This is a genomic window from Pedobacter mendelii (assembly GCF_014635725.1).
GTDB lineage: Bacteria > Bacteroidota > Bacteroidia > Sphingobacteriales > Sphingobacteriaceae > Pedobacter > Pedobacter mendelii.
Genome location: NZ_BMDJ01000004.1, coordinates 298047 through 313567 on the forward strand (window position 1 = coordinate 298047; position 15521 = coordinate 313567).

The following is a 15521-nucleotide window of genomic DNA, read 5'->3' on the forward strand; positions in this document are numbered from 1 at the left end:
GATTTTATAATTTCTCAATTACTAATGCACTTGCGCCGCCGCCACCATTACAAATGCCGGCAACACCGATTTTACCGTTATTTTGTTCTAATACAGACAATAAGGTAACTACAATTCTTGCACCTGATGCACCAAGAGGATGGCCTAAAGAAACGGCACCGCCATTTACGTTTACCTTAGCTTCGTTAAGGTTTAATATTTGATTATTTGCGATTGATACAACAGAAAAAGCTTCGTTAATTTCAAAGAAATCAACATTATTTATATCAATATTTGCTTTTTGTAAAGCTAATGGGATTGCTTTAGCAGGTGCGGTTGTAAACCACTCTGGTGCTTGTTGTGCATCTGCGAAGCCTAAAATTTTTGCTAGCGGTTTTATACCTAATGCTGATGCTTTTTCTGCACTCATTAAAACTAATGCAGCTGCTCCATCATTTAATGTTGATGCATTGGCGGCAGTTACTGTTCCATCTTTTTTAAATACGGGTTTTAATCCGCGGATTTTTTCGAATTTTACTGCGGTAGGTTCATCATCAGAATTAACCAAAGTAATTTCGCCTTTGCGGTCTTTAACTTCAATAGCTACAATTTCGCCGGTAAATTTTCCTGCTATTTGAGCAGATTGTGCTCTATTATAGGATTCGATTGCAAAATTATCTTGTGCTTCACGATTTATATTACAATCTGTTGCGCAAAGTTCTGCGGCAGCCCCCATGTGGTAATCGTTATAAACATCCCACAGGCCGTCTTTTACTAATCCATCTATAATTTGGCCATTACCTAATCTATAACCATTTCTTGCTTTATCTAAATAGTAAGGCACATTGCTCATACTTTCCATGCCGCCTGCAATTAAAATATCATTATCGCCATTCGCAATACTTTGTGCAGCAAGCATAATCGCTTTTGTGCCTGAAGCGCAAACTTTGTTAATGGTTGTTGCAGGTACATCAGGTAAGCCTGCAAACTTTGCGGCTTGCGTAGCAGGTGCTTGACCTAGGTTAGCAGAAAGCACGTTTCCCATGTAAACTTCCTGAATCTGATTTAAACTTAATCCTGCTTTTTCTATAGCGGCTTTAATGGCAAAACCTCCCAACTGAGTGGCAGAAAATTGAGCTAGTGAACCGCCAAAACTTCCAATAGCCGTTCTTACAGCTGAAACAATTACAACTTCTCTCATGTAAACTAAATTTATAAATTTTTGGTTAGGCCGCTAAGTTATACATTTTTTGATACTGGATAAACGTATTAAATTGTATATTGGCATTAAAAGACTTTATTACTCTTTAAAAAATTCATAAGAAAAGTATTAGATATAAATTATAATTATGCTTTAAATCTTTTCCTCTTAATTTTTGATTTTCTTCCTTGATTTAATTGCTTGGTTTAATAAAAATTCAATTTGTCCGTTTGTACTCCTAAACTCATATCCAGCCCAGGTTTTAATCTCCTTTAAAAGAGCAGGGCTTATTCTTAATACAAAAGCTTTTTTATCTTTCTCAACCATTCTTTACTTTATTGCTTGAATATTATATTTTGTTTTAATATTATTTAGAAACGACTCCATTTCATCTAACTTATTGGAACTAAAAAGAAGTTTCTTGCCATTTTTAAATTCTATCTGTAAACCTTTGTTTTTATCGTTCATTAAGTATGCTTTATCACTAAATTTAAACCATAACCTTTACCGAACGCCCCATCCACCGTAATTTCCTAATGCATCATAACTATTTATGTAAACTTTTTCCATGTTATTCCATTGAAATAACCTTGGTTTTATTTGAAAAGGAAAATACTGATATAAAATTCCTTCATCATTCATACTTGTGGTTAATATATTTTTTTGAATCAAAAAAATAATAAAAAATGGAAGAAGTACAGCGATTACAGGAGCGAAGTATACTTTTTGTAAATTCTGGTAGCTCATTCCACCGTTATCGAAAAGAAGTATGCTTAAAACGATAATAGCATCTACACCTAATAAGATGTAAAGCCACCAAAGATTTAAGTTTTGTTTTTCTTCGAATTCCACTTCATTAGTTATAAAGCGTTCCGGTATTTACTACGGGCTGAACATGTCTGTCGCCACAAAGTACAACCAGCAAGTTGCTCACCATTGCTGCTTTACGTTCTTCATCAAGTTCTACAATTCCTTTTTGCGATAGTTTTTCCAAGGCCATTTCAACCATTCCAACTGCACCTTCAACAATTAACTTACGGGCGGCGATAACGGCTGTTGCTTGTTGTCGCTGCAGCATGGCGCTTGCAATTTCCGGTGCATAAGCCAAGTGAGAAATTCTTGCTTCCAAAACCTCTATTCCTGCTCGGGATAGGCGTTCGTTTAATTCTTTTTCAAGAAGCTCGCTTACTTTTTCTGCGCCGTCTTTTAAAGTGATACTTGTTTCTTCACCTTCTGCATGATCATAAGGAAAAATATTTGCTAAATGTCTCACTGCAGCCTCACTTTGTATATTTACATATTGAAGATAATTTTCTACAGAAAAAATGGCTTTTGCAGTTTCGTTAACTTTCCAAACCACTACTGCTGCTATTTCTATAGGGTTTCCGAGTTTGTCGTTTACTTTTAGTTGCTGGCCATTTAGGTTGTTTGCTCTTAAAGAAACTTTTCTTTTATTTGTTAGCGGATTTACCCAAAAAAATCCATCGGTTTTAACTGTACCAACATATTTACCAAAAAGGGTTAAAACTTTAGATTCGTTTGGGTTATTAATTATCAATCCTGGTAAAACAAGAAAGAAATCAAAAGCGAGGATACAGCTACCCCAAACAAAGCTTTCGGTTACAAAGCAAAAAACTGAAGCACCCAGAAGCACTAAAAATAATGCAAACGTTAAATACCCTGATGGAGGGCTAATAATTTTTTCCTGATACATAATTGATATTAATTTAATATCATAAATTGAAATATAAAAAATGGTAATTGCAAACAAAATGAGTAAAATGTATATTAGATAAAAATGCTATTTTTGACGGCATCATAAATGTATCGTTTTGGCCAAAATCAAGAAAAATTCACATAAAATCCTTTATCGTAAATATTCATCAAATCTTAAATACCTGATGATGATTTTTACGGTCTTTATCATTACTCTTTTTTTACCAAAGCAGCCTCGCTTTAGGTATGAGTTTGAAAAGAATAAAGTTTGGATGAATAAGGATTTGATATCGCCTTTTCCTTTTGCTATTTTAAAAACAAACCCCCAGGTAAGTACCGATAAAAAAGATGCGTTACGAGATGTTTTACCTGTTTATCAATTTGATAAAGAAATTACTGATGATGCGCTAGAGGGGTTTTTAAATGAATTTGATATTAAGTGGCATTCTGGTCAATTAGATGAGAAGGATAAAGCCTTATATAAAAACAGTTCATACAAGCTTTTACAAGGGATTTATCAAAAAGGAATTATAGGGTTAAACGTTAAACATCAAGCTGGAGGAAAGAATTATGATTTCGCTTTGTTGGATAATAATGTTTCAAAACTAAGAAATACACAGGATATTTTTACCGCTGAAACCGCACTTCAATACTTTAAATTAAATTTTAAATCATCTAATCAGGTGATGCAAGATTTGGTTAATAATTTAGCAGAAGATCACATTACGCCAAACATTGTATTTAATGAGCGATTAACGGAAGTTATCCGAAATAATACAGTTAACGATGTATCTACAACGAAAGGAATGGTGCAAAAAGGGGAATTAATCGTTGCTAAAAATGATGTTATTGATGATGAGATTTATCAAAAATTAGAATCATATAAAGCTACTTACGAGGCTCAAACCAAAACTATAGGAAGCAGAACGTTGGTTTATTTAGGCCAGGTTGTGCTGGTTGGTTTTGTTATAAGTATATTAATGTCTTTTCTTTTTCTTTTTAGAAGAGATATTTTTTCTGATAACAGGCAATTGTCTTTAATCTTAATTGTAACTACAGGAATGTTACTTGCCTTAACTTGGGCGTTAAAAATGAATATTGGAAGCTTATATTACATTCCATTTTGTGTTGTTCCAATAATTATAAGAATTCTATTTGATACGCGTTTGGCGCTTTATCTGCATATGCTGGTTATCTTAATAGCAGGATTTTTTGTTGCAAACAGTTTCGAATTTGTATTTTATCAAGTAACTGCAGGTATGGTTGCTATTTTTAGCATTAAAAATTTCGTTAAAAGGGAGCGTTTTCTGGTGTCGGCATTATTTATTCTTTCGGCATATTTTGTATCCTTTGTAGGTATTGCTTTATTGCGTGAAGGAACTTTTAGGGATATTCAATGGATAAATTTTGTTCCATTTATATTTAGCGTATTACTTTCATTATTGGCTTATCCATTAATCTATATTTTTGAAAGAGTTTTCGGTATAACATCAGATGTTGCCTTAATAGAGTTAACGAACACCAATAACAAACTTCTCCGCGAGTTGGCATTTAAAGCGCCCGGAACTTTTCAGCATTCGTTACAGGTTGCGAACCTGGCCGAGGCGGCAATATTTAAAATAGGCGGAAATTCCGTTCTGGTTAGGGCAGGGGCGCTGTATCATGATATTGGTAAGGTTGATAATCCTCAATATTTTATTGAAAACCAGAATACGGCTGTTAGCCCTCACGATAAATTACCTTATGAGCAAAGTGCACAAATTATTATTCAGCATGTACATAAAGGAATTGAGATTTTACGAAAAAATCAGATGCCTGAAGCTATTATCGATTTCATAAGAACACATCATGGCAACACAAGGGTTGATTATTTTTATCAATCGTTTTTAAAAAATTCACCAGAAAAATTTGTCGACGAAAATATTTTCCGCTACCCTGGCCCCATTCCTTTTAGCAAAGAAACCGGTGTATTAATGTTGGCAGATTCTGTAGAAGCTGCGTCAAGAAGTCTTAAAAATCCCGATGCTCAGAATATAAATGACCTAGTAGAAAGGATAATTAACTACAAATTAGAGCAAAATCAATTGGATAATTGCGATTTAACATTAAAAGATATTGAGACTATCAAATTGATTTTCAAGACAATGCTGATGAGTATCTATCACGTTCGCATAGATTATCAACAAGTTTTATAATTTTTTTTTGTGGAATAGGTTGTTTTACTATATTTGCAAACCTCAAAACAAGGTTGGTATAACAAATTTTGAGATAACGGAGAGGTGCCTGAGTGGCCGAAAGGAACAGTTTGCTAAACTGTCGTACTGGTAACGGTACCGCGGGTTCGAATCCCGCCCTCTCCGCAAAATAAATTGGCAATTTTAAATGGATTTATCATTTTAAAACCGTTACTTTGCCAGCCCTTGCGAAAGGGAAACAGATACCAAGTTCGGGGTGTAGCGTAGCCCGGTATCGCGCCTGCTTTGGGAGCAGGAGGTCGTAGGTTCGAATCCTGCCACCCCGACAAAATTTGCAGATGTAATTGCAAGTTTATTTTTAAAAGATCGATGCCTTTTTCGGGGTGTAGCGTAGCCCGGTATCGCGCCTGCTTTGGGAGCAGGAGGTCGTAGGTTCGAATCCTGCCACCCCGACATACACAGTATATGTTGTATTAAGAATCCTCTAAATGATAAATTTAGAGGATTTTGTTTTTTAAGATGGGGCAATATGGATCAATATATATCAACCATTTTGTCACTAACTCAACTACCAAATTTTCGCTGTATTTTTGAAGTCTATACAAAGCTGAAATTTTCTTGTAATCAATTGTAAACTAACTCCAACCAGATTTACGGGATTTTTTTGTGGTTCTTAGTAGTCGCTATCGAAATCTTTTTTAGTGCGTCTAAGAAAACGGTAACCAGCAGTATTAAGAACAATGATGAAGGAATCAAAGAAGAAGACCAAAAAAAACCTTTTGATAGCTATTACCGGGCTGATAACATACAGACTCGTAAAGTGTCGGGATTTGGTCTTGGACTATACCTTTCAGCTGAGCTAGTAAAATTGCACAATGGAAAGATCTGGATGGAAAGTGAATTGGGGAAAGGCTCCAGGTTTTCTTTTAGTTTGCTTTTAAAACAAGTTTAAAAAATATTGTTCAAAAACAAGTTACAGCGCTGCCTTTAAACGGAAATATGTCTGAAGCATGTTTTGAAGTAAAATGATTTTGGTTTAAAATCTTATTGCCTATGGAACATTCTTATATTTTTTTGCGGGCTTTTTGGTAGCTGCTCAAAAAAGAAGTGATTAAGTTGGAAAACATTATTTTTTTTATCTGCGGTTTTCCTGCAAAGGCCCGATAGACTTTTATTTCAGTGCTGAGCATATTCGATTGATTTAAAGAAGTTTCCATATCGTAAATTTTAGTTTCCGGTATAGCCTATACAATATTCAAGCCTACTTATTTTTACACGCAGAGGGTAGCGTGGTGAAGCTGAATCGTGCATCAATATTGTAAATGTCAGATTAGTGTCCGATTGGTACTAATAAGTGTATCTTTTTGTTGCCTGTCGATTTTGCTTTGATGGTATCAAATTTGCTTCTACGCCACGTCTTGCTGAATTTATTTCAGCATCTTTCCTGCAAAGAAGACCCTGAAATAAATTCAGGGTGACGTTAACTAAAAAAAAGCAGCTTATTAATCATGTGAAGAAAAATTAATAATCGAAGGTTAAAAATATCTCTTTGATGTAAAAATGATTTAGGATAATCATAACAAAACCCGGGGACGTGGGTCGGGTTTTGTTTCTTAACTGATGGCTAAAGTACAAGCCAAAGACAGCATCAAACAAATTTTCTGAATCAATTCTACATCGATGCCAGAAAAATTGGCGTATTCATCAAATGTAATGTATTGATCTTTACGCTTATTGAGTACAAATTTTAAATTTCTAAGAACTCTCTATGCTGGCGCTAAACTTTTTCCAGTTAAGATGCTAGATCTTTCGGATAAATACATACTCTTTTCATGTGTTGTTTGGTTAAACCGCAACAAGTTGGGAGGTGCCATAGCTATTCAATTTGATTTACCGAGTTAAGCCCTTAATAGCGGATCATCTGCGCTTCAACTACGCTTCATCTACCGATGGAGACTAAAGGAAAAGCCAATTGAAAAACTATCCTCCCCGAGCAGTGATTCAATGAATGATAATTGTTAAGCCTAATATCTGAAAAAATAGGTTTTTTGACAAGAGACAAAAAGAGAGCTGTGTTAAGTTTTAAGGTCTAGCGTTAATTTTCAGCAATTGATGCTTTTTCTATACCTATTATTTATTTAAAACATTCTTCTAACTGACTAATTAATATTGAAATACATAAATTTTATGAAATTTAATAAAGGTTATAACACAAGAAAAGGACATTAATATTTTTTTTTTCTTACACTTATTTAAAAGAAAGGAGTTTAATTGTATCTTTATCCGTTTTTGTAACATCTCATATTTAAATTCAAAAATAAAACCTATATAAATCAACACTATTATTAATGAAAACTTTACTAAAAATTACGCTCGCATGCTTAATCTTTTTAAGCGTGAATGCTTATTCGCAAGAAACAATTATTCCGGAAATAAAATATGCTGATTTAGAAAAGTATATTGAATTGGCGAAACAAAATTTTCCACGTGCAAAATCCTATCAGTTACGTTCTGATGGTGTGAAAATTGGAATTACTACGGCTAGTTTATCTTATTTAGATATTTTCAATGCTTCGTATTTTTACAGACCAGGTGACAGAGCAGTATTAGATCCTGTTAATCCGTATAATGTTAATGGTGTTCAATTTGGTGTTGGTATTAATTTAGGTAATTTACTTACAAAACCTTTTTTAGTTAAAAAGGCAAAAATAGATTATGAAATTGCAAAACTTGAGCAAAAAGATTTTGAACTTTTGTTAATTAATGATGTTAAAGTAAGGTACTACGATTACATTCAACAATTAAGTTTGTTGAAAATTAGTTCTCAAATGGCACAAGACAATAAAGGTGTAGCCGAAAGTTTGAGATTAAGATTTGAAAAGGGAGAAATTACTTTGGATGCATATAATCAATCTCGTATTAATCAATTCGCATCTTTCCAACAAAAAATTCAAGCAGAATCTTTGTATTTAAAATCTAAGGATTTATTGGAACAAATTATTGGTATGAAGTTAAGCGAAGTTAAATAAGAGAAATCAAAATTCTTTAAATGGATATAAAATCACTTTTAAAACTGATTAATAAATATAAATGGGTGCTAATTCTAGTACCCATTATTGCTGTAACAATTACTTACTTTTTGGTTCAAAATTTACCCAAACAGTATAGTTCAGAAGTTCAAATATCTACGGGACTTTTAGATCCTTCGAAAAAAGTTATTTCTAACGAGAATACTGATTTTTTTCAAGTTAGTCAACAATTTAACCAAATTATGGAAAAATTCAAGATGAAAAAAATCATGAATATTCTTGCCTATAATTTGATGATTCATGATTTAGAAAATCCAAAAAAGTCATTTAGAAAATATAGTGAAAAGCTTGATTCGTTAAATGCTCAAAATCGAGCTGAATTGATCCAGATATTTAAAGAAAAACTTGCCACTAAATCAATACTAACATTATCCGATAATAATGGTAAATACAAACTTTACAATTTGGTCGGTTCGATGGGATATGGTGAGGAAACACTGAGAAAGCAAATTGAAATTAACCATGCAGATAACAGTGATTTAATAACTTTAGAATATGTTTCTGAAAACCCAGAACTTTCTGCTTATGTTGTAAATACATTAGCTGCTGACTTTATTAGTAATTATAGCAGTGAAATAAGCTTCAATCAAAATAATTCCATAGTTCTTTTAGATTCATTACTGAAACAAAAGGAAGCTACTATGAATGAGAAAAATAACGCTCTGGCAGCTTTTAAAAAAAATAAGGGGTTTTTAAATCTTGATGAGCAATCTGGTTCTGTATATGGTCAGATTACCCAATATGAAGCACAACGGGCTGATGCATTAACAAAAATTCAATCCAACCAGGGTGCACTTTCGGTTATACGAAGTAAACTAAATGGTAATGACTCATACACTGCAGGAAGTACCCAAGCCGATAATCGCGAACTCATTCGTTTAAAAGGCGACCTCAAAATTGCTACAGATAGGTACGTAGACAACGGATTTAAGGCTTCAGATCAATTAAAGATTGATTCTATTAATAGAATCATAGTTAGAAGAAGTAATCAGAATGCTGATGAAAATGTAGTAGATCCGCGTGCTTCTAGACAAACCTTAATTGCGCAAAAAACTGCCCTTGAAATATCACTTGAAGAGCAAAAAAGAAGCTTGACGATAATTAATCAGCAGTTAGGTATTTTAAGAGCGAAATATAGCAGTATGGTTCCTTATGATGCTGATATTCAAAATTATCAGAGAGAGGCTGATTTAGCCATCAAAGAATATACAACTGCTTTAGATCAGGTTAATCAAAATAGGGCAGGACAAAGCTTAGGACTAAGATTGCAGATTGAACAACTTGGCTTGCCAGGTAATCCTGAACCATCTAAAAAGATTTTTTACCTATTAGGTGCTGGTGCAGGAAGTTTTATTGCAAGTTTTGGATTTGTATTATTAATATTCTTTCTCGATCATAAAATTATTAGTGCGCAACAATTGGCAAATGCAACAAGGTCTAAAACGCTTGGTGTATTAAATAAAATCGAAAGTAACGAAAGAAACATTAGAGATATTTGGAACGATAAAGATGGGAATCAAAACTTCGAGCTTTATAGAGATATGCTTAGGTCGTTGCGTTTCGAAATCAATAACCAAATGGATGCAGATGGTAGTAAGATTTTGGGTATTACAAGTTTGGTAGCTGGGGAGGGAAAAACTTTCTTATGTTACAGTCTAGCTTACGCTTTTGCAATGACTGGTAAAAAGGTTCTTTTAATCGCTGATGAACTGCCTGTTATTAAATCTGATAGTAAGGCCCTTGCTACAAGTCAAAATTTCCAAACATTTTTAATCAAAAAGGAGATTCATACAGAAGATCTGATAACGATTATGAATAAAAGTAAAGCCCGAGAATCACTTTTGGAAATTCAAAGCATAAAAAGCCTTCAGGCTGGTTTTGACGTATTAAAAGATGAATTTGATACAATTATTGTTGATGTAAATGCACTCCAGGATATAAACATCGCTAAGGAGTGGCTTCTATTTACTGAGAAAAATATTTCAGTTTTCGAAGCCGGTAATACCATTAAAGATTCTAATAAAGAGTTTGTAGATTATATTAAAAAACTGCCTGGATTTTTAGGTTGGGTATTAAATAAAACTCAGGTTCAGAGCTAATTAACAAAATATAACTACCTTTTGTATTTATGGTTGCTAAAGTTGTCGTTTACATATTATTAATATATTGCTTTGTTTACTGGCTTATTTCAAGAGAATTAGGAATAATGTTTCCTATTGGTATTCTCATCGAAGTAATCATGTTAATTGCTTTTATATGCGCAATTTTTTCAGTTCCTAAAGAAAATTGGAAGAACTTAAATAACGACCTGTTTTATCTTTTTCTATTTTGGTTTTTTTTAAGTGTACTCGAAGTAGCTAATCCGGCAGGTGCAAGCACAATTGGATGGTTAAAAGAAATTAGGTCTGCTGCAGAATACCCTCTACTAATTGTTATGCTGTATTTCTTAGTTTTTAAAACCAATAAGGATTTAGATTATTTCTTACTAATTGTTATTGTATTATCAACTGTTGCAGCTTTAGATGGTATTAAGCAATTGCATTTTGGTTTATCAAAAGGTGATAGAATATTTTTAGACAATGGAGGTGCAGTAACGCATGTACTTTGGGGCAGATTAAGAGTATTCTCATTCTACTCTGAAGCAGCACAATTTGGCGCATCGCAAGCTCACATTGGTTTGCTTACATTAATATTGGCATTAGGTCCGGTTAAAAGGAAGGTGAGAATTATATTATTAACATGTTCAGCTTTAATGTTATATGGTATGTTAATCTCTGGAACGAGAGGTGCTATGTTTGCTTTAGTACCCGGAGCCTTTGTTGCAATATTACTTAGTAAAAAATTCAAAGTACTATTTTTAGGAGGTGCATTAGCAATACTATTTCTATGTTTTTTAAAGTTTACTAATATTGGAAATGGAAATTATAACATCTACAGATTTAGAAGTTCTTTAAATCCGGATGATCCTTCTTTAAATGTAAGATTAGCTTCTCAAAGGGTTTTAAAAGAATATATGAGTGGTATTCCATTTGGTGGTGGTTTAGGTGTTGTTGGCTCGAATGGAATGGCCTATAACGCAGATAAATTTTTGTCAAAAGTACAACCCGATAGCTACTGGGTTAAAGTTTGGGCAATGTATGGCATAGTTGGTTTTACCATCTGGATATGTATGATGGTTTACATTCTCGGGCGATGTTGTGGTATTGTATGGGATATAGAAGATGAGGGTTTAAAGATAAAGGCAATTGCATTAACATCAGGTTTTGCAGGCATTCTTTTTTGTAGTTACGGTAATGAGGTTATTAATACTATGCCCACAACGATTATAGTATATGCGTCAATTGTTTTTGTATATATGATGCCCAAGCTAGATCAAGAATTAAAAGAAAAAAAATTAATTAAAATAGCCTGATATGCCATGGGAAATATTTAGTATACCTGCTATAATTTTCTTTATAATTGGTTTTTTTAGAGGAAGAAAAAAACCGAATACTGAAGATTTTAACGAATAAAATAATGACCTCAATCATCTCCAAAATAAAATCGAATCCTAAATTAAAAAGCTTGGCACTAAGTATGCTAATGGCATCTAATGATAATAAACCACGGCTATGGGTACGATTGTTTTTAAATCCTTTTAAACATAAAAGAGGTAAAGGCTCTATTGTTAGGTTCAATACCAGGCTTGACGTTTTTCCATTTAACGATTTTCGCTTAGGCAATAAATCTATTATTGAAGATTTTGCAACAATTAATAATGGTGTTGGTGATGTTATTATAGGCGACAAAACCATTGTTGGTATGGGCAATGTTATCATTGGGCCAGTTACTATTGGAAACCATGTTATGATGGCTCAAAATATCGTAATATCTGGTCTGAACCACGGTTACGAAGACGTAAATATCCCGCCATCTCTTCAAAAAGTTTCCTGCAAACCCATCGTAATTGCTGATGATGTATGGATTGGTGCAAATAGCGTAATTACCTCAGGAGTTGTACTTGGCAAACATTGCATAATTGGTGCAGGGAGCGTAGTTACCAAAAATATTCCCGAATTTTCTGTAGCAGTAGGTAATCCTGCAAAAGTAATTAAGCAATATAATAAACTAACTTCCTCATGGGAGAAAATATCCCTTTAACTAAAGCAAATGGAAACCACAACGAAGGTTGCATATTTTGACGATATAACTCTAATGATTACGCATTACAATCGTAGTAAATCTTTAGAGCGTTTGCTTTCCGAATTGAAGAAGGCTAATTGTGCTTTTAAAGAAATTATTATATCAGATGATTGCAGTTCGGTTGAACACATTGATTATATTAATAGTTTAAGCAACCAATACGATTTTAAGTTGATTACTACACCTGTTAATAAAGGTTTAGGAAATAATTTAAATAAGGGTTTAGATGCTGTAAAAACGCTATTCACTTTGTACATACAAGAAGATTTTATCCCATTAGATAACTTTGCGCAAAATTTAAAAAATGGTCATTCCCTTTTAATGGAGCGTTCGGATTTTGATGTTGTTCGCTTTTATGCTTACGAAAAATACCCTTACCTAAAGAGTTACAAATACGGTTTTTCTGAAATGCTTTTTAAATGGTGGTATCCTGGATTAAATAAATTTGCTTTGTATAGCGACCATCCTCATTTAAAAAGAAGTACTTATTTTCAAAAATTCGGGAGATATATCGAGGGAACATCTGGTGATAAAACAGAATTTGGCATGATGATGTCTTTTATCAAACATGGAGGTAAGGCTTTTTTTTTCGATGCACATAAATCTGTTTTAGAACAAGTTAACTCCTCTTCTGAGCCAAGTACTATGCATAGAAACATGTGGCGTAATAGTGATAATTTTTTTGTTAGGCATTTGAGGACTGCTTATAGATATGTTAACTGTTATTCTGGTCTTTATTTAAGAAAATTTTAATCAACCAAAATTGGAAGGAATAGATTTTGTAATTGTTGGGCAACAACCTTGGGATACTGAAATTGGAAGCAATTGCAAGAACATTGCAATAGAAATTAGTAAAAAAAATAGAGTTTTGTATATTAACTCTCCTTTAGATAGAATTACACTTTATCGAGATAAAAATAATCCTAAAACTAAGCGTAGATTAGATATTATAAAAGGGAAAGCCAATGGCTTGATTGAAGTTCAAGATAATTTATGGAATTTATACCCCGATTGCATGGTAGAATCTATCAATTGGATTCCTAGCACAGCTATATTCAATCTTATAAATTATTACAATAATAAAAAGCTATCTAAATCTATATTAAAAGCTACAGAAAAGTTAGGTTTTAAACATTTCATTCTTTTTAATGATAACGAGATGTTTAAAGGTTATTTCTTAAATGATTTTCTGAAACCAAAAGCAAGTGTTTATTATTCAAGAGATTACATGATTGCTGTTGACTATTGGAAAAAACACGGGGAGCAGTTAGAACCTAAGTTAATTGCAAAAAATACTCTATGTGTAGCAAACTCTACTTTCCTTGCTGATTACTGCAGAAAATACAACCCAAATTCCTTTTATATCGGGCAAGGCTGTGATTTAGATATATTTTTTAGGAAGAAAACTCAGCCTGAAGCATTAGGTTTGGCCAATATTAAACGACCAATTATTGGTTATGTTGGTGCAATACAAAGCATCCGTTTAGATAAAGATATTATTGCTTATATAGCGTTAACAAAACCAGAATGGACAATTATTTTGGTAGGGCAGGAAGACGATATTTTCAAAGCCAGCGATTTACATAATTATAAAAATGTAATATTTACTGGAAACAAGCCGATTAATACTTTGCCAGATTTTATAAATGCGTTTGATGTTTGCATAAATCCTCAACTTGTTAATATGGTTACAATTGGCAATTATCCACGAAAAATTGATGAGTATTTAGCAATTGGAAAACCTGTTGTTGCAACCGCTACTAAAGCAATGGAATCCTTTTCTGACTTTGTTTATTTGGCTGAAAATAAAGAGCAATATATTATGCTCATTGAGCAAGCACTGGGGGAAAATAGCGATACGCTAGAACAAAAGAGAAGAAGTTTTGCATTAAAACATACATGGGAAAATAGCGTGAAAGACTTATATAAAGCAATCGAAAATACCTCATCAGATAAAAATTAATATGGAAGTTTTGATTACAATTTTTATCATTTTTCAAGTATTGGTTGGCTTTAATTTATTGCTTCCGGTATTTTTATATCTTTTTCATTTTTTTAAAAGCAAAAATAAGGTTTCGACAGTTGCAGGAAGCGAGTATGATTATGGAATAATTGTTACGGCTTATCAACAAACTACCTTGTTAACAGATGTTGTTAAATCAATTTTAAATTTAAACTACAATAATTATGTTGTTTATGTAGTTGCTGATGATTGCGATATTACCAATCTAAACTTTAATAGCGATAAAGTAATACTGCTTCGTCCGGAAGAGAAATTGGCTAGTAACACCAAATCTCATTTTTATGCTGTTAACAGATTTATTAGACCACATAAACTTTTAACAATAATTGATAGCGACAATTTAGTTGAACCAGAATATTTAAATGAATTAAACAAATTTTTTGATTTAGAATATTTAGCGGTACAAGGGGTACGTAAAGCCAAAAACTTGAACACTGCTTACGCCTGTCTTGACGAGGCTGGAGACATTTACTATCGGTTTATTGATAGGAAACTTTTGTTTGATAATGGTTCATCTGCCTCATTAGCTGGATCTGGTATGGCTTTCACAACTTCTTTTTACAGAGAATGTTTAGAAACGTTATCCATTGAAGGTGCTGGTTTTGATAAAGTTCTACAAATGGAAATTTTGAATCGCGGCAAAAGAATAGCTTTTGCAGAAAGGGCAATTGTTTACGACGAAAAAACTTCTAAATCTCAACAATTGGTTAATCAAAGAGCGAGATGGATAAATACCTGGTTTAAGTACGCTGGTAAGGGCGTAAAATTGGTTTTTAAAGGAGTATTCCAGCTTAATAAAAATCAATTTCTTTGTGGACTTATCTTTTCAAGACCACCTTTATTTATTATTGCCGGGCTATCAATATTATGCATTTTGATAGATATCTTTTTCCTAAGCAGTATGTTGATTTTTTGGCTTACAGCCATTGTAAGTTTCTTTTCGATATTTTTTATTGCTTTAAATTATTTTAAAGCATCAAAAGCTGTTTACAATGCCCTAGTAAAGGTTCCGGTTTTCATGTTTCTTCAAATACTTTCATTATTTAAGGCAAGAAAAGCAAATGAAATATCTACTGCCACAATTCACTATAACGAAGGGATTGTAGATGAATTGGAGCGTAAAAAAAATTAGTGCC

The 15521-nt window shown here is 33.0% G+C and carries 13 protein-coding genes and 3 tRNA genes; 12 read left to right on the forward strand and 4 right to left on the reverse strand.

Annotated elements, in window-relative coordinates; genetic code table 11:
- Positions 1-4: 4 nt before the first annotated feature.
- The 3 genes from IEV50_RS09395 to IEV50_RS09405 form a co-directional block, all read right to left on the reverse strand.
- Positions 5-1180, reverse strand: a complete 1176-nt coding sequence (locus IEV50_RS09395; RefSeq protein WP_188413426.1) for an acetyl-CoA C-acyltransferase — start codon at positions 1178-1180, stop codon at positions 5-7.
- A gap of 504 nt (positions 1181-1684) precedes the next feature.
- Positions 1685-2032, reverse strand: coding sequence for a hypothetical protein (locus tag IEV50_RS09400; protein ID WP_188413428.1), 348 nt, complete (start codon positions 2030-2032; stop codon positions 1685-1687).
- A gap of 4 nt (positions 2033-2036) precedes the next feature.
- Positions 2037-2894 (reverse strand): SPFH domain-containing protein, encoded by an 858-nt coding sequence (locus tag IEV50_RS09405; RefSeq protein WP_188413430.1) that lies wholly within the window; start codon positions 2892-2894, stop codon positions 2037-2039.
- 190 nt (positions 2895-3084) lie between these two features.
- Here IEV50_RS09405 and IEV50_RS09410 point away from each other — a divergent pair, with 190 nt between their 5' ends.
- The 5 genes from IEV50_RS09410 to IEV50_RS09430 all read left to right on the forward strand — a co-directional run bounded on the left by IEV50_RS09410 (position 3085) and on the right by IEV50_RS09430 (position 6043).
- On the forward strand, positions 3085-5091 hold the full coding sequence (locus IEV50_RS09410) for an HD family phosphohydrolase (protein ID WP_188413691.1): 2007 nt from the start codon (positions 3085-3087) through the stop codon (positions 5089-5091).
- 78 nt (positions 5092-5169) lie between these two features.
- A tRNA-Ser gene (locus IEV50_RS09415) sits at positions 5170-5256 on the forward strand.
- 87 nt (positions 5257-5343) lie between these two features.
- Positions 5344-5417, forward strand: a tRNA-Pro gene (locus IEV50_RS09420).
- 53 nt (positions 5418-5470) lie between these two features.
- A tRNA-Pro gene (locus IEV50_RS09425) sits at positions 5471-5544 on the forward strand.
- Between the two features lie 211 nt (positions 5545-5755).
- Complete coding sequence (locus IEV50_RS09430; protein WP_188413432.1) at positions 5756-6043, forward strand: ATP-binding protein; 288 nt, start codon at positions 5756-5758, stop codon at positions 6041-6043.
- A gap of 112 nt (positions 6044-6155) precedes the next feature.
- Here IEV50_RS09430 and IEV50_RS09435 read toward each other — a convergent pair whose 3' ends face one another.
- Complete coding sequence (locus IEV50_RS09435; RefSeq protein WP_188413434.1) at positions 6156-6308, reverse strand: hypothetical protein; 153 nt, start codon at positions 6306-6308, stop codon at positions 6156-6158.
- Between the two features lie 1131 nt (positions 6309-7439).
- Between IEV50_RS09435 and IEV50_RS09440 the strand changes: the two genes are divergently transcribed.
- The 7 genes from IEV50_RS09440 to IEV50_RS09470 all read left to right on the forward strand — a co-directional run bounded on the left by IEV50_RS09440 (position 7440) and on the right by IEV50_RS09470 (position 15517).
- Complete coding sequence (locus IEV50_RS09440; protein ID WP_188413436.1) at positions 7440-8120, forward strand: TolC family protein; 681 nt, start codon at positions 7440-7442, stop codon at positions 8118-8120.
- 20 nt (positions 8121-8140) lie between these two features.
- The gene (locus IEV50_RS09445) at positions 8141-10279 is read left to right on the forward strand and encodes an exopolysaccharide transport family protein (RefSeq protein ID WP_188413437.1); all 2139 of its coding nucleotides are present in this window, start codon (positions 8141-8143) and stop codon (positions 10277-10279) included.
- Positions 10280-10419: 140 nt separating this feature from the next.
- Positions 10420-11592 carry an O-antigen ligase family protein gene (locus tag IEV50_RS09450; protein WP_229746684.1) on the forward strand — a complete coding sequence of 391 codons (1173 nt, stop codon included), beginning with the start codon at positions 10420-10422 and terminating at the stop codon, positions 11590-11592.
- Positions 11593-11696: 104 nt separating this feature from the next.
- The gene (locus IEV50_RS09455; protein WP_188413441.1) at positions 11697-12320 is read left to right on the forward strand and encodes an acyltransferase; all 624 of its coding nucleotides are present in this window, start codon (positions 11697-11699) and stop codon (positions 12318-12320) included.
- 9 nt (positions 12321-12329) lie between these two features.
- Positions 12330-13115 carry a glycosyltransferase family 2 protein gene (locus IEV50_RS09460; RefSeq protein ID WP_188413443.1) on the forward strand — a complete coding sequence of 262 codons (786 nt, stop codon included), beginning with the start codon at positions 12330-12332 and terminating at the stop codon, positions 13113-13115.
- A gap of 10 nt (positions 13116-13125) precedes the next feature.
- Positions 13126-14325 carry a glycosyltransferase gene (locus tag IEV50_RS09465; protein WP_229746685.1) on the forward strand — a complete coding sequence of 400 codons (1200 nt, stop codon included), beginning with the start codon at positions 13126-13128 and terminating at the stop codon, positions 14323-14325.
- A 1-nt stretch (position 14326) separates the two neighbouring features.
- Complete coding sequence (locus IEV50_RS09470; RefSeq protein WP_188413445.1) at positions 14327-15517, forward strand: glycosyltransferase; 1191 nt, start codon at positions 14327-14329, stop codon at positions 15515-15517.
- Positions 15518-15521 lie beyond the last annotated feature (4 nt).

Excerpts from the sequence above, each read along its gene's own strand:
- IEV50_RS09405 (WP_188413430.1), bottom strand. The coding sequence starts at position 2,894 with ATGTATCAGGAAAAAATTATTAGCCCTCCATCAGGGTATTTAACGTTT.
- IEV50_RS09440 (WP_188413436.1), top strand. The coding sequence starts at position 7,440 with ATGAAAACTTTACTAAAAATTACGCTCGCATGCTTAATCTTTTTAAGC.
- IEV50_RS09470 (WP_188413445.1), top strand. The coding sequence starts at position 14,327 with ATGGAAGTTTTGATTACAATTTTTATCATTTTTCAAGTATTGGTTGGC.
- IEV50_RS09445 (WP_188413437.1), top strand. The coding sequence starts at position 8,141 with ATGGATATAAAATCACTTTTAAAACTGATTAATAAATATAAATGGGTG.
- IEV50_RS09435 (WP_188413434.1), bottom strand. The coding sequence starts at position 6,308 with ATGGAAACTTCTTTAAATCAATCGAATATGCTCAGCACTGAAATAAAA.
- IEV50_RS09395 (WP_188413426.1), bottom strand. The coding sequence starts at position 1,180 with ATGAGAGAAGTTGTAATTGTTTCAGCTGTAAGAACGGCTATTGGAAGT.
- IEV50_RS09455 (WP_188413441.1), top strand. The coding sequence starts at position 11,697 with ATGACCTCAATCATCTCCAAAATAAAATCGAATCCTAAATTAAAAAGC.
- IEV50_RS09450 (WP_229746684.1), top strand. The coding sequence starts at position 10,420 with ATGTTAATTGCTTTTATATGCGCAATTTTTTCAGTTCCTAAAGAAAAT.
- IEV50_RS09460 (WP_188413443.1), top strand. The coding sequence starts at position 12,330 with ATGGAAACCACAACGAAGGTTGCATATTTTGACGATATAACTCTAATG.
- IEV50_RS09410 (WP_188413691.1), top strand. The coding sequence starts at position 3,085 with ATGATTTTTACGGTCTTTATCATTACTCTTTTTTTACCAAAGCAGCCT.